Annotated in this window: 14 protein-coding genes; 12 read left to right on the top strand and 2 right to left on the bottom strand. The window is 43.1% G+C overall.

Translation table 11 applies throughout. From position 1 onward, the window contains the following. The first annotated feature begins 14 nt into the window (after positions 1–14). The 6 genes from nikA (at position 15) to abc-f (ending at position 6,932) form a co-directional block, all read left to right on the top strand. Complete coding sequence (nikA, locus tag ACN6NB_RS15865; protein WP_106025594.1) at positions 15–1,658, top strand: nickel ABC transporter substrate-binding protein; 1,644 nt, start codon at positions 15–17, stop codon at positions 1,656–1,658. Between the two features lie 14 nt (positions 1,659–1,672). Continuing rightward, positions 1,673–2,602 (top strand): nickel/cobalt ABC transporter permease, encoded by a 930-nt coding sequence (gene opp1B / locus ACN6NB_RS15860; RefSeq protein ID WP_144491526.1) that lies wholly within the window; start codon positions 1,673–1,675, stop codon positions 2,600–2,602. Between the two features lie 5 nt (positions 2,603–2,607). Next, positions 2,608–3,495, top strand: coding sequence for a nickel/cobalt ABC transporter permease (gene opp1C / locus ACN6NB_RS15855; protein ID WP_059376656.1), 888 nt, complete (start codon positions 2,608–2,610; stop codon positions 3,493–3,495). Then, positions 3,458–4,276: an ABC transporter ATP-binding protein gene (locus tag ACN6NB_RS15850; RefSeq protein ID WP_059376632.1), complete on the top strand. Its 819-nt coding sequence runs from the start codon at positions 3,458–3,460 to the stop codon at positions 4,274–4,276. The genes opp1C and ACN6NB_RS15850 overlap by 38 nt, the downstream gene beginning before the upstream one ends. Further along, positions 4,270–5,040: an ABC transporter ATP-binding protein gene (locus ACN6NB_RS15845; protein ID WP_059376637.1), complete on the top strand. Its 771-nt coding sequence runs from the start codon at positions 4,270–4,272 to the stop codon at positions 5,038–5,040. The genes ACN6NB_RS15850 and ACN6NB_RS15845 overlap by 7 nt, the downstream gene beginning before the upstream one ends. A 332-nt stretch (positions 5,041–5,372) precedes the next feature. Continuing rightward, positions 5,373–6,932, top strand: coding sequence for a ribosomal protection-like ABC-F family protein (gene abc-f, locus ACN6NB_RS15840; protein WP_192846808.1), 1,560 nt, complete (start codon positions 5,373–5,375; stop codon positions 6,930–6,932). A 15-nt stretch (positions 6,933–6,947) separates the two neighbouring features. On the opposite strand, the gene ACN6NB_RS15835 is transcribed toward abc-f, so the two are convergent. Then, the gene (locus tag ACN6NB_RS15835; protein WP_064498010.1) at positions 6,948–8,357 is read right to left on the bottom strand and encodes a polysaccharide deacetylase family protein; all 1,410 of its coding nucleotides are present in this window, start codon (positions 8,355–8,357) and stop codon (positions 6,948–6,950) included. 323 nt (positions 8,358–8,680) lie between these two features. Between ACN6NB_RS15835 and ACN6NB_RS15830 the strand changes: the two genes are divergently transcribed. The 4 genes from ACN6NB_RS15830 (at position 8,681) to ACN6NB_RS15815 (ending at position 11,993) form a co-directional block, all read left to right on the top strand. Next, a complete protein-coding gene (locus tag ACN6NB_RS15830; protein ID WP_180272443.1) occupies positions 8,681–9,709 on the top strand; it encodes a FecCD family ABC transporter permease in 1,029 nt (342 codons plus the stop codon). Next, positions 9,706–10,707 carry a FecCD family ABC transporter permease gene (locus tag ACN6NB_RS15825; RefSeq protein ID WP_064498011.1) on the top strand — a complete coding sequence of 334 codons (1,002 nt, stop codon included), beginning with the start codon at positions 9,706–9,708 and terminating at the stop codon, positions 10,705–10,707. The genes ACN6NB_RS15830 and ACN6NB_RS15825 overlap by 4 nt, the downstream gene beginning before the upstream one ends. A 17-nt stretch (positions 10,708–10,724) precedes the next feature. Beyond that, positions 10,725–11,624, top strand: coding sequence for an iron-hydroxamate ABC transporter substrate-binding protein (locus tag ACN6NB_RS15820; protein WP_039183325.1), 900 nt, complete (start codon positions 10,725–10,727; stop codon positions 11,622–11,624). 144 nt (positions 11,625–11,768) lie between these two features. Continuing rightward, positions 11,769–11,993 carry a phage holin gene (locus ACN6NB_RS15815; RefSeq protein WP_144491525.1) on the top strand — a complete coding sequence of 75 codons (225 nt, stop codon included), beginning with the start codon at positions 11,769–11,771 and terminating at the stop codon, positions 11,991–11,993. Positions 11,994–12,079: 86 nt separating this feature from the next. Here the strand turns inward: ACN6NB_RS15815 and slrR are convergent, their stop codons facing one another. Next, complete coding sequence (gene slrR, locus ACN6NB_RS15810) at positions 12,080–12,550, bottom strand: HTH-type transcriptional regulator SlrR (protein ID WP_058837587.1); 471 nt, start codon at positions 12,548–12,550, stop codon at positions 12,080–12,082. A 257-nt stretch (positions 12,551–12,807) separates the two neighbouring features. On the opposite strand from slrR, the gene ACN6NB_RS15805 reads away from it, so the two are divergent. Beyond that, the gene (locus tag ACN6NB_RS15805) at positions 12,808–13,539 is read left to right on the top strand and encodes a YveK family protein (RefSeq protein WP_024423528.1); all 732 of its coding nucleotides are present in this window, start codon (positions 12,808–12,810) and stop codon (positions 13,537–13,539) included. After that, the gene (locus ACN6NB_RS15800) at positions 13,529–14,212 is read left to right on the top strand and encodes a CpsD/CapB family tyrosine-protein kinase (RefSeq protein WP_024423527.1); all 684 of its coding nucleotides are present in this window, start codon (positions 13,529–13,531) and stop codon (positions 14,210–14,212) included. Before ACN6NB_RS15805 ends, ACN6NB_RS15800 begins: the two co-directional genes overlap by 11 nt. The last annotated feature ends 32 nt before the right edge of the window (positions 14,213–14,244 follow it).

The raw sequence follows: 14,244 nt of genomic DNA, 5'->3' as shown, positions 1-14,244 counted from the left end.
TGGAGGAAGTACATATGAGTGATCAACCTGTTTACATAAAGAAGAAATATGAGAAAAAGCATCTCTATGTGACATACACCATGATGCTGTTTTCAGTGATGGCTTGTTTTTTATTGGCCTCATGCTCTGGAAACAAAGCATCTTCCAGCATGAATGATAGAGAAGAAGATGAGCTCGTGTATGCAAGTACAAAAGATATCAGGGACATCAATCCCCATCTATACGGCGGAGAGATGGCTGCTCAAAATATGGTGTTTGAATCGCTTGTCGTCAATACAGAGAAGGGCGTTCAGCCTGCCTTAGCGAAAAGCTGGGACATTTCAAAAGATGGAAAAACCTACACCTTTCATCTTCGAAAAGGTGTGACTTTTTCAGATGGTGAGCCTTTTAATGCAAAGGCAGTTAAATTGAACATAGATGCTGTCGTCAAAAATATTGAAAAGAACGCTTGGCTTAATCTCGTATCCGAAATCAAATCCACAAAGGCGTTAGATGACGATACATTTGTTCTCACGTTGAAAGAGCCTTATTATCCTACGTTAGAAGAGCTGGGCTTAACACGCCCCTTCCGTTTTATTTCTCCAAAAAGCTTCATTGATGGAACGACTGCAAAAGGAGTCAAAAGCTATGCAGGTACAGGTCCTTATGTTCTAAAGGAACATAAGAAAAATCAATATGCCGTTTTTGAAATGAATGACCACTATTGGGGGAAAAAGCCGAAAATTTCAACCGTGAAATGGAAAGTCATGCCGGATCACCAGACCATCTTACTTGCGCTCCAAAAAGGAGAGATAGATCTTTTATTTGGAGCAGATGGTGACATGATCGATGGAGACTCATTCCAGGCTTTAAAAGAAGCAGGTCAATATGGTGTAACCGTGAGTCCTCCTGTTGGTTCAAGATCGATAGTCATTAATTCAAACCAGCCAATCACAAAAGATCCGAAAGTAAGAGAAGCGTTTCAATACGCCATTCAAAAGGACATGATCACAGAAGGCATTTTAAATGGAACGGAAAAGGTGGCACACACATTGCTTGCCCCTTCTGTCCCTTACGCAAATATTCCATTGAAAAAGAAAACTTATCAAAAGAAGAAAGCAGAGGCAATATTGGATGAGGCAGGCTGGAGGATGAAAGAAGACGGGTATCGCTATCAAAATGGCAAACTGCTGAGTGTGGCTATTTACTATAATTCCGATAATGCAGGGGAAAGAACGATCAGTGAATCGATTCAACAAGATTTCAAGCAGGTGGGGATCAAGCTGGATATTAGAGGAGAAGAAAAACAGGCATTTTTAGATCGCCAAAAAACAGGAAAGTTCGATCTGATGTACTCGCTGTCTTGGGGACTCCCATATGATCCACAAACTTATGTCTCTTCATTCCGTGTAGCATCCCATGCTGATTATCAAGCCCAATTAGGACTGAAAAAGAAAAAGTGGCTGGATGAGACGATTACGGAAGTATTAGTAGAACCAGATGAGCAAAAGCGGAAACAAATGTATCAAGAAATATTGACGTATATCCATGATGAAAATGTCTACATCCCAATCTCTTATTCTGTGACAAAGGCCGTTTATAATAAGCGCCTGAAAGGCGTAGGTTTTCATGTGTCTCAGTATGAAATCCCATTTGACCGTATGTATTTTGCATCATAAAACGAGGTAGAGACATGACTCACTATCTCTTAAAACGAATACTGATGCTTTTTCCGCTTATGATCTTCATCACCTTCTTTGCTTTTGTCCTGCTGACGATGCGGGCAAGTGATCCAGCTGAGGTCGCTTTGCGGGTGAATCAAGTCACTCCAACAGAAGAAATGATTGAATCGATGCGTCAGGAGTTAGGTTTAGACCAGCCGTTTTTCATCCGCTATGCCACATGGCTTAAAGATGGATTAACAGGTGATTTTGGTAAGAGCTATGTCACACAGGAGCCGGTTTTTAATCTTATCATGGAGGCGCTGCCTGCTACATTGCAGCTTGCAGGAGCAGCGCTCTTTTTGATCATATTGCTCAGTTTGTTGTTCGGGGTGATTTGTGCATATGCTGCTCATTCCTGGGTGGACCGGATCTTGAGAGCCTTTGTGTTTATCGCCGCTTCAATGCCTAGTTTTTGGCTGGGGATATTGTTGATTTGGCTTTTTTCTGTCAAATTCAATTGGGTCAATACGAGTGGAATGGAAGGGTTCAAATCGATTCTTCTTCCAGCTGTCACATTATCATTTGGCTACTTATCGACCTATGTGAGACTGATACGCAATCAAATTCTAAAATTTCAGCACGAGCCCTTTGTTTTTTACGCAAGAGCACGTGGTTTAAAGGAACGAACCGTTCAACTGAAGGTCATGAGGCATGCCCTGCAATTAGCGGTGACAGCACTTGGCATGTCTATTCCAAAGCTCATTGCAGGAACTGTTATTATTGAGAACCTTTTTGCTTGGCCAGGGGTTGGCCGGTTGTGTGTAACAGCTATTTTCCATGCTGATTTCCCTATTATTCAAGCCTATTTGTTTGTGATGGGGTTCCTGTTTGTTATGTGCAATCTCATCGCTGATGTGATCCAAATGACCATGAATCCGCAGTTGCGAAAGGAGGTCTGACAACGATGATAGGGTGGCATCAATTAAGAAAAGACCGTATGGCGATTCTTTCAATCTGGCTGTTAGCACTTGTCGCATTAGCTGGACTGTTTGCACCAGTGTTAGCACCACATGACCCAACAAATACGAACATTCTTCAAAAATATGCCGGTATCAGTCTTACTTATCCACTAGGAACGGATCATCTAGGGAGATGTGTATTGTCTCGCCTTTTATATGGCATTCGGACAACAATGCTTGCGGCCATGCTGACGATGTGTATCACGATGCTCATTGGCAGTGTACTTGGACTCATGGCGGGATTCTTTCGAGGAAAGGTGGATGGGGTTTTGATGAGGCTGTGTGATGTCATGCTTTCCTTTCCAGCAGAGGTGATGATCCTTGCGGTTGTGGGAATCCTCGGACCTGGACTATTCAATATTATTTTGGCGAATGTCCTAGCGAAATGGGCCTGGTATACAAGAATGATTCGTTCATCTGTCCTTCAATATGCGAATGAACCTTCTGTTCAGTTTGCGAAGGTGTCTGGCGGCACACCCTTTTACATATTGAGGAGACATCTATTTCCTCGCATCTCAGGAGAAATTGCTGTTTTTGCGACACTTGATGCGGGCTGGGTAATCTTAAATATATCAGCACTGTCTTTTCTTGGGTTAGGTGTGAGTGCACCTACACCAGAATGGGGTATGATGCTCAACGAGGCGAAGAATGTCATGGTGACACATCCTGCCCATATGCTTGCGCCTGGACTTGCCATCTTGTTTGTGGTCATGGCGTTGAACTTTTTAGGAGACAGCCTTCAGCATGCCGCGAATCCTGCCATGCATCATGCAAGAAAGAAAGGGGTGAGGCCATTTGCCTTTAATCGACGTAAAAAATCTGTCCGTACATGATCCACAGCAGCAAAAGAATATAGTGACGAATATCACATTTTCTTTACACCAACAACGCTGTTTAGCCGTCATTGGAGAAAGTGGCAGTGGAAAATCAACTCTCGCAAAAGCGTTAATTGACCTTGTCGCCCCTTCGCTAGAAGTGGAAGGAACGATCATTTTTTACGGCAAAACATTGACAAATCAAGAAGCACATCAATGGCGGGGGAAACGAATAGGTTTCATCTCACAAGATGCTATGAATGCATTCAATCCCATCGAAACGATTGGTCATCAAATATTGGAAACATTTCAGCAGCATTTGGGCTTACGCGGGAAAGAAGCAAAAGCACATGCTATGGCTGGGCTTGCACGTGTTCATTTAAAAAATCCATATGATTTGATGAAAAAATACCCGTATGAACTGTCTGGAGGAATGCTTCAGCGTGTGATGATTGGCATCACGTTGATGCTTTCTCCTGACGTGATCATTGCAGATGAGCCAACTGCATCGCTTGATGCCTTTAATCGGCGTGAAGTCATCAGACAATTACACAGGCTAAAGGAAGAAACCGGTGTCACCTTGATCGTTATAACGCATGATTTAGGCGTCGTTCAGGCAATCGCCGATGAGTTGATGGTCATGCACCAAGGAGTGATGCTTGAGCATGGGTCAGCCAAGGAAGTGTTCACATCACCCGAGCATCCCCAAACAAAGCATTTACTGGAGACGAGGCTTCGATTATCTGCTCCTATTAAAGCACTGCGGCAGCAGAAGAGAGCGGAGGCGTTTCCATGTTGATCACAGCTATAAATCTAGTCAAACACGGTGAGAAGAAAGGTCTTTTTTCACATCAAAAGAAACCAAAAGACCGCATATCAAACGTTTCGTTTCAAATTGAAAAAGGACAATGTGCCGGATTAGTCGGTGAGAGCGGCAGTGGCAAAAGTACATTGGCACGTATCCTGCTCGGTTTAGAAAAAATAGATAGAGGCGAGGTACAGATTGATGGCATGCCAGCTGACAAGTGGCGGAGGGTGAATCGGGGGAAAATGAGTGTTGTTTTTCAGGATTATCTATCTTCTGTTCATCCCTCCTTTACGGTGAAAGAGATCGTAGCAGAACCGATGCGTTTGTTAAAGCAGAATCAGAATCTGGATCAGAAAGTTTTGTCATTACTTCAGCAAGTCAGGCTGCCCTCGTCTGTACTGAATCAATATGCTCATCAGCTAAGCGGCGGTCAGCTTCAGCGAGTGTGCATCGCACGAGCCATATCAACGCACCCATCCATTCTCATACTAGATGAAGTCCTGAGTTCACTGGATGTTTCTGTTCAAGTACAAATATTGGAGTTGCTTGAGACATTAAAACAAGAGCTAGACATGACGATCCTTCTCATTACCCATGATGTAGAAGCAGCGGTGTATCTATGTGACCGTCTTCTATTTTTACATGAAGGAAGCCTAGTGGAGGAATGCAAAAAGGACGAATTGTTTGAAGTGTCCCATCCATTTACACTCCAGTTAATCGACTCACTTATGCCTTTTCAGCTTGACAAAAAATAACCAATCTTTTATCGTATACGTAACAAACGACGGAAGGGTGACCCAATGCAATGAAGTACTAATCCTATGACCTGTAAGCAAAATGAATGAACGAAGGCAGTGAGCAAACGATCGGTTTGCCATGTTTGCTGCGTTTTCATTTTTTAGCTTCGGAATAGGATGGTACAGCTTGGGAATCAAAGAATGAGGTGTTTGATACGTGGGATGTGTGTGTTCAAATTGGAACGGCACACCATACGGGATCAATCCGCTTATTTTTGTACACCATTTTGCCTCCTATTCTGAGAATGGGAGGCTTTTTCATGTCTCCTGATATGAAAGGAGAGGATTGGATGTTATTAAAAGCCAATCAGTTAAAGGTATTTCGAAAAGATCGCTTGTTATTTGATATTGAGGAACTAGCCATTCATCAAGATGATCGCATTGGTCTTGTAGGGACAAATGGCAGCGGCAAAACGACTTTATTGCATGTGCTGGCGGGGCAAGAAACACCAGACAGCGGCACGGTGGCCGCCACTGCGACTTGTACCCTGCTTCCACAATTGAAACAAGGAGATGGCAGACAGAGTGGCGGTGAAATGACCCAGACTTATATTGAAAGAGCATTAAGCCGGCCGTCAGCCCTTTTATTAGCAGATGAACCGACAACTCATTTGGATACAGAGCATATTGAGTGGCTGGAAGATAAGCTGCGTCATTATCAAGGAGCTCTCATTGTTGTTTCACATGATCGTGCTTTTTTAGATGCAATATGTACGGAGATTTGGGAGCTGGATCATGGGAAGCTTCATCATTACAAAGGCAACTACACACATTTTGCACAGCAAAAAGAGCTGGCACATCGTCAGCAGGTGGAAGCGTACGAAGCTTATACACAAAAGAAAAAACAATTAGAGCATGCACTGGAAAAGAAAAAGAAAAAGGCGGACAAAGCGACAAAGCCATCCCAAAAGGTGAAATCCTCAGGACCTAAAATTGCAAAGCCCTACTATGCAAATAAGCAAAAAAAGCTGCAAAAAACAGCCAAATCCATTGAAACCAGGATGGAGAAATTAGAAAAGGTTGAGAAAGTAAAGGACATTCAGCCGATCCAAATGACTCAGCATACGATGAAGGAAGTAGCTAGCCGTACCATTTTGCGAGTGGAAAATGTAGATGGCAAGGCGGGCGATAAAGTGCTTTGGAAGCAGGCGAATGTGGAAGTGAGGGGCGGAGACAAGGTTGCCATTATCGGAAACAACGGGAGCGGCAAAACGACATTTCTCCGTATGTTAGTGAATGGACATCCCGGAGTTACTCGCTCAGAGGCTGTCAAGCTAGCGTACTTCCGTCAGGATCTTTCAGGATTGAAGGTAGATGAATCGATTTTACAAAATGCGCTGAAAGAGGCGGTTCAAGAAGAGACAGTGGTTCGAACGGTTTTGGCGAGACTAGGATTTAGAGGGGATGATGTGCATAAGCCTGTTGGCGTATTAAGCGGGGGAGAACGGGTGAAAACGATGCTTGCGTCCTTACTTGTCAGTGATGCCAATGTTCTCATGCTGGATGAACCGACGAACTTTTTAGATCTGGCCGCAGTTGAAGCACTTGAAGGTCTCTTGAAAGATTATCCAGGTACCGTTGTGTTTGTTTCCCACGATCGCAGGCTGATTGAGGAGGTTGCCACTCGTATTTTCCATATTCATGAGGAACGTATTGAAGGATTTGACGGCACATATGAAGCATATAAACAAAAGGAAGAAAAACCAGCTGTGACAAATAGAGAAGAGGAGCTTCTGTTAATTGATATGGAGCTGTCTGAAGTGCTCAGCCGTTTAAGTATTGAGCCGTCGCAAGAGCTTGAAGAGAGATTTCAAGCATTATTGAAGCAAAAAAAGTCTTTGGAGTTATAAAACAAAAACCCCTGTTTACTCTACAGGGGTTTGTTCATGTCGTTCTTTTTTTAATTGTTCAAGTTCACTCACTGTGACGAGCTGGTAGCCTTGTTTGGTGAGTTCACGGATGATCTTTACTGCTGCTTGAGCTGAGCTTTCATAAATATCGTGCATTAACACTGTTCTGCCATCTGCTGCATGTGAGAGAACGCGGTTTGTGATCTGCTGGCTGTTGCGGATTTTCCAATCCTCAGGATCAACATCCCACAAAGTGACCTTCATCCCAATCGCCTCATTGATGTTTTGATTTGTACCGCCATATGGCGGTCTAAAGTGCGTAGGTGTATATCCGCTTGCTTTCTCAATCAGCTGCTGGGTGTCCTTCACTTGTTTCACGGCTTCTTCTAAAGGCAGTCTTGTTAATAAAGGGTGATTGTAGGAATGGTTTCCGATCTCATTCCCGCCTTTTAGAATGTCGGCAAGCATTCCAGGATAATATTGCACCCTGCTACCTAAGACGAAAAAGGTGGCATGTCCTTTATTTTTCTTGAGCGCATCTAAAATTTTTGAGGTTGTCGCTGGATTCGGTCCATCATCAAATGTGAGTGCGATGGCTTTTTTATTCGGGTCAAGCTTTGATTTTTGCGGAAGCTTGACGGCTTTTCTTTTTGGGTTCGGTTCTTTCATTTCATTTTTATTTTTGATTTTATCCATATATTCTGGCTTTAATATGTCCTTCAGCAATGTCTTTTTGATTGCGAGTGTTTGCGGACCAAGATCCTCTGCGGCTACTTGAGATGCAGGGAAATAAAATTCTACATATTTGTCTTTCAAGGCAAATTGACTGAAGTTTTGAGCATCAGGGGCTGTTCCTTTCTGAAGGAGAGGCTGATCCTTAGATAAGGTTTTATCCTTTCGAAGCTCCGTATATGTAATATAGGATAATTTCTTTAAATAATTGGTTTTAGGCAGAAATAGATCTTTTGTGTCAAGAAAGGTTTTTTTCTGAAAATCAAAGTTAATCGTGAGATGATTGGTGGTTCCATTTTGCTGACCAGTATACGTATAGGTCGTAAAGCGAATGGCAGCAGACTGCTTTGCATAATGCACCATTTCATAATCAATATTCAGTTCATAGCGTTTATGTTCATCGATATCCTTTGCTTCGCTGAATGTTTTTTTGAAATGCTCTAATGCTGAATTGGCATAGCTTTGAATCTTGTCATCTAGCTCTTTTTGATGAAAAAGAGGATAGTTGACTGCATATCTCATAAATTTCCCGTCATTTACGAGAGTGACAATTTCCACGTTTTTATAGTTCGTATCTTGCTTTACATTTTTCTTCTCTGTACCGCTTGCTTGTTGATTTTGAAAGAAAGCAACTGCTCCAATGACGACTGCAAGCGCAAATAGGACGATACTCCATTTTCCCTTTACTGACACAACTTTCAAATCTCCTCTCATGACGGGTCATTCTTTATTATTTTGACATCTGTTTGTAATATTTTTATAACATTTGACTTACTTTTGTAATTTTAGTGGATATTCATGCAAAATGTCAACTATTTTCCTATTAAAATATGAGAAAACATGATAGGTCGTTCTGTGAGGCAAAAAGAACCCCGCCTTTCTCTACTCCGCACATACCTTCATTAATTAAAAAATAGGGTGTACATTGATTTTTTAGAGGCTGGCGGCTATAATTTTGTTGATTATGATTCTCATTTTCAAACTGACTTTTAATGAAGAAAAGGATGACACCGATTTTGCAGGATAAGCGAAAACCTCAACAAAAGCGATCATCACATATTCTGTTCTTTTTAATATTTTTTCTCGCCGTTATTGGTTTAGCGGCTGCCATGTTTTTTGCTGTGTCATACGGTGCAAAAACATTGTCTCTGCAAACGGTTTGGACAGCTGTATTTGACTATCAGTCAAATGTCACAGAGCAGCAGATCATCCATGAATTAAGACTTCCACGTGTTTTAGGGGCAGCTCTAGTGGGAGCGGCGTTTGCCGTAGCGGGTGCTCTTATGCAGGGCATCACAAGAAATCCACTGGCAGATGCGGGGATTTTGGGTATTAATGGCGGTGCGATGTTTGTGGTCGCTCTCTGTTTTGCTTTTTTCCCAGGAATGCCTTATTCGGCACTGATGTTTTTCTCCTTTATTGGTGCTGTGCTCAGTACGCTACTGATCTTTGCGATTGGGGCGGCTGGCGGCGTATTGACACCGCTGCGTCTCACTGTAGCAGGAGCGGTTGTCGCCGCATTGCTTCATGCGCTCAGCTCTGGGATCGCGATTTATTTTGACCTGAGTCAGGATCTGGCTTTTTGGTATGCAGGCGGGGTAGCTGGTGTGAAATGGCCGCAGCTGACGATTCTTGCTCCGGTCATTCTGATTGTGATCGTATGGGCAATACTATTAGGCCGGTCACTTTCCTTACTATCGCTCGGTGAAGATACAGCGGCGAATTTAGGGGTGAAAACCCGACAAGTGCGAATACTAGGCATGACCGCTGCTGTGTTATTAGCAGGGGTTTCTGTATCAGCAGTCGGGTCGATTGGGTTTGTCGGTCTCGTCATCCCGCATATTGCACGAAAGCTTGTTGGTGTAGACTATCGTTTCGTTATTCCGATGTCAGCGATATTAGGCGCAATGCTGCTTGTCTTTGCAGACCTTGCCAGCCGTACAGTCAATCCGCCAAGAGAGCTTGCCATTGGTGTGATGGTGGCACTTGTTGGTGTTCCTTTCTTCTTATACATTGCCCGAAAAGAAGGGAGGAACCTGTCATGAGAGAGAAACAGCGTGCTCTTGCCGTGACAGTCGCTTTGATTTGCCTGAGTGCGGCTGTTGTTCTGTATAGTTTAAATACCGGTACGCTGAAACTCAGCCCTGTCATGGTCGTCAAGACGTTATTTGGCTTTGGAGATTTCCAAAGTGAAACGGTGCTGTTTGACTATCGTCTGCCTCGAATCGTGGTGACGATGTTAGCTGGTATTGGTCTTGGCATTGCTGGCGGCATTTTGCAGAGCTTATCCCGTAACCCTCTGGCCGATCCTGGAATCATTGGACTGAATGCAGGGGCAGCATTTGGCTTAATTGTGTTTGTGACATATTTTCATGCACTTGAAGGCAATCCGTCTCTTCTTATTCCGCTCTTTACGTTTGGCGGCGGACTGCTTGCGGCAGCGGTTATTGTGCTTCTTGCATATGACCGGCATGAAGGGCTTGTTCCTATCCGTCTGATCTTAGTTGGCATTGCGGTTGCTGCGGGATTTAGTGCACTCACCTTATATTTGTCATTGAAGCTGGATGAAGATACATACACGTTTGCTTCGAGATGGCTTGTGGGCAATGTATGGGGGAGAGACTGGATTCATGTACTGGCACTTCTGCCTTGGATTGTATGCCTTGTGCCGCTTACGCTGATGCAGTCAAACACGCTCAATGCATTGACATTAGGAGACGCTGTCGCCTCAAGTGTAGGTGTACGAGTCCAGCGTAAACGTCTCCTCTTGCTGACCTTAGCGGTAGGCCTCGCGAGTGCAAGTGTTTCGATGACAGGCGGTATTGGCTTTATTGGCCTCGTCGCCCCGCATTTGGCTAGACGGCTGGTCGGGTCACTGCATCAGTATTTTTTACCAGTTAGTGCGCTGCTTGGTTTGTTGATTTTGGTCAGTGCCGATACAATCGGGCGATCTATCTTTGCTCCAAATGCCATACCAGCGGGTGTGGTCGTGGCCTTTATCGGTGCCCCGTATTTTCTCTATTTATTAACTAAAACGAAATAAACATGAAAGAGGAACTCATCATGAAAAAACTACTAGTGTTTGGATTAACGCTCTGTTTCTTGCTGCTTGCCGCTTGCGGACAACAGGAAACAAAGAATACAACAAATGAAAAGACCAATGGAACACCAAAGATTGCTTCCTTGTCCATTCATTTAACGAATGACTTGTTAGCACTCGGTATCAAACCAGCGGGCTCTGTTGTAGGAGGAGACTTAAAAGATTTCCTTCCACATGCGAAAAAGCAGCTGAGTCAGACGAAGAAGCTCGGCATTGCAGCTGATCCAGATATGGAATCACTGCTTGCGTTACAACCAGATGTTATTTATGTTGATGAAGAATTAGCCGGACAAGACTTATCGAAATATAAGAAGATCGCCAAAACAGAAGTGTTTAATTTAAATGATGGCACATGGCGGGATCACTTGAAAAAAATCGCCAAACACGTCAATAAAGAAAAAGAAGCGGACCAATATATTAAGAATTACAATCAAGAAGCAAAAGAAGTCAAATCGCTCATCAAGAAAAAGATTGGAAACGGAAAAGTCATGGCGATCCGTGTGACAGCAAAGGAGCTTCGCGTATTTAGCATGAAGCGCCCAATGGGTCCTATTTTATACGATGATTTAGGCCTGACACCTGTCGATGGTGTGAAAAAGCTGGACAGCAAGCGCCCATTTGAAGTGATTTCTCAAGAGGTTCTTCCTGATTATGATGCTGATGCGATCTTTGTTGTCGTCAACCGTGATGATAAAGCGCAGCAGGCATTCAAGCAATTAGAAAAGACTCCAATTTGGAAGGGTCTAAAAGCAGTGAAGAAAAACCAAGTCTATCCGATTGCCGATCAGCCATGGCTCGATTACTCAGCTCTAGGCAATAAAATGGCATTGGATGAAGCAAAAGAGATGTTTTCTAAATAAATAGCAAATGAAATCAGACATCATTCCGCGTATAGGAATGATGTCTCTTTTTTTGATTCGTTCTTCTATTCATTCGGCCGCTGCATACATATGAGAGAGAACGAGCAATACCGCCCGTGAGAAGAGGAAAGGGAGGGGTTACAGTTGCAGGTTCAAAAAATTAGTGCAGGTACAATTGCAAGGCTTGTGCTGCTTTTACTGGCGCTTGTTAACAGTGCGCTAACCGCTGCGGGAAAAAGCCCAATTCCTATTGATGAAGAAGGCGTTCAGCAATTCATCACGCTGGCCTTTCTAGGGATTACATCACTATGGGCCTATTGGAAAAACAATGATATAACGAAAAAAGCACGAACAAAAAAAGAAGAATAAGAGAAAAAAGAGCCTTTCATGAATCAAAGGCTCTTTTTCATCGAAGCGTCAAACGCCTCTCCCCGCAATCATTCTTCCTGAAAGGCTTACGCCCGGCGTTCTCCCATGTTGTTGAGGAAAGCTTTTACTTCCTCAATGCTTAAGCCAATTGCCTTCGCTTCACTCATTAGACGCTTCCATTCTGCAATATTTGAGTCAGTCAGCTTTCTATGGGTGACATGTATCGACTTTTCTTCCTGCTCCTTTCGATACGTTTGGAGCAGCTGATAGAGCTCTTCTTTAGGCATGCCGGCTTGGACGGCATTGACGATATGCTCCCGCCATTCGTGTTCATCACCCTCAGTGTAATGAAACATCATCGTCTCTGCATCAAACAGCTCTTGTAAATCAATCTCTAATGAAGAGGATACCTTTTTTAAGAACTGGACAGATGGATTCCTGTGGACACCACGCTCAATTTTGCTCAAATATGACTTAGAGACATGAGCATCCTCAGCCAGCTGCTGAATCGAGTATCCTTTTCTCTTTCGGTAAATGCGTATCACCTTGCCTATCATTCGATCAATGATCTCCCTTCTCCCCGGCGAATAGTTCTGCGACCTTTTCGTTCATTATAAGAAATAAATTGTTCTTTATAAAATTCAAAAACGTAAGAATCAGGAAGTAAACAAAAGAAAACGAACGATTTCGTTCTTTAAAAAGAACTATAAGACCTATTATGACATTTTTCTTTGCGGGTATTATCTTTTATAATCCAATCATTAACAAAAAGAAACCATATATAACCTTTTTATGATGAAATCGGGAGGTATCTATGAATGAGAATATAGGTTTTAAGCAGCTGTTTTCTGTCATTAAAGAGAAAATGGCCCTTCTGATCCTGATTGTCCTGATCGTAACGGGCATTTCAGCCTATTATCAGTTCTATGTCTCGACTCCTGTATATCAGGCAACCACTCAAATTCTTGTTCATAAACGCAGCAATGACGCACAAGCAGATTTAAACGATATTCAGATGAACCTTCAATATACACGTACCTTTCAAGTTTTATTAAAAAGCCCAATCGTCATTGAAAAAGTAAAAGAAACACTCCATCTCACAGAATCAGCAGAAGGATTAAAACACAAAATTGCCACAAGTACAGAAAATGAGTCTGAGGTCATCAATATTTCTGTACAAGATGAGGATCGCGCGAAGGCAGTCGCCATTGCGAATACTGCAACAGAGGTGCTGCAAGAAGAAATCAAAAAAACAATGAATATGGATCGCATTAATGTTTTGTCTGAAGCCAAGCTGTCTAACACGATTCTGATGAATTCGAGGAAATTCGTTCATATCGTTCTGGCACTAGGCGCCTCTTTATTAGGGGGAATGACACTCATTTTCTTAATGAATTTACTCGATGATACTGTAAAACGAACACATCAAATAAGAGAAGAGATCGGATTGCCGTCCCTTGGCAGTGTCTATCAGATGCAGGCAGACAGGAGGGCCAAAAAAGACAAGCAGTCCGTCATAACGGGAGGACAGAACATTGATCTTTAAGAGGAAGAAGAGAGAAAAGAGAGATTTATCCTGTATTTCTGTTTTAAATCCTCACTCTGTCATTGCGGAACAATTCCGTACGATCCGAACAAACATCGAATTTACATCGATCCAAACAAGGCTGAAATCGATATTAGTGACCTCTTCCTTGCCGAAGGAAGGGAAATCATTTACGGCTGCAAACTTAGCAGCTGTTTTTGCACAGCAGAACAAGCGGGTGCTGCTCATGGACGCTGATTTGCGAAAGCCGGCCGTTCATGAATATTTTGACCTGAGTCATCACACCGGTTTGACAAATGTGCTATTAAATAATTGCAGCTTGGAAGAAGCTATTTTACCGACACCGATTGAGCATTTAGAGCTGCTTCCGAGCGGAACCATTCCGCCGAATCCAGCTGAGCTGCTCTCCTCTTCTGTGATGAAGCAGCTATTTTATGAGATTGAACAGCAATATGACATGGTGATTGTTGATTCCACGCCGCTTCTGCCAGTTGCAGATGCAAAGATCTTGGCGAACCGGACGGATGGGAGCATTCTCGTTGTCTTAAGCGGCAAAACAAAGATTGCTGCTGTGAAGAAATCAAAAGAAGTATTAGAGGGAACAACAAGTAAACTGCTTGGAGCTATGCTAAATGGCAAGAAAGAGAAAAAGGGCAGGCTGTACATGTATTAAAAAGATTGATAGGTGATGTCTCCTAATCTTTA

This window comes from Bacillus sp. 11B20 (assembly GCF_056098985.1).
This window is presented reverse-complemented; position numbering and strand designations above follow the sequence as displayed.

Bases quoted from the DNA above. Each gene is read 5' to 3' on its own strand.
- opp1B (WP_144491526.1), top strand. From the start codon at position 1,673: ATGACTCACTATCTCTTAAAACGAATACTGATGCTTTTTCCGCTTATG.
- ACN6NB_RS15825 (WP_064498011.1), top strand. From the start codon at position 9,706: ATGAGAGAGAAACAGCGTGCTCTTGCCGTGACAGTCGCTTTGATTTGC.
- opp1C (WP_059376656.1), top strand. From the start codon at position 2,608: ATGATAGGGTGGCATCAATTAAGAAAAGACCGTATGGCGATTCTTTCA.
- ACN6NB_RS15805 (WP_024423528.1), top strand. From the start codon at position 12,808: ATGAATGAGAATATAGGTTTTAAGCAGCTGTTTTCTGTCATTAAAGAG.
- abc-f (WP_192846808.1), top strand. From the start codon at position 5,373: ATGTTATTAAAAGCCAATCAGTTAAAGGTATTTCGAAAAGATCGCTTG.
- slrR (WP_058837587.1), bottom strand. From the start codon at position 12,550: ATGATAGGCAAGGTGATACGCATTTACCGAAAGAGAAAAGGATACTCG.
- ACN6NB_RS15845 (WP_059376637.1), top strand. From the start codon at position 4,270: ATGTTGATCACAGCTATAAATCTAGTCAAACACGGTGAGAAGAAAGGT.
- nikA (WP_106025594.1), top strand. From the start codon at position 15: ATGAGTGATCAACCTGTTTACATAAAGAAGAAATATGAGAAAAAGCAT.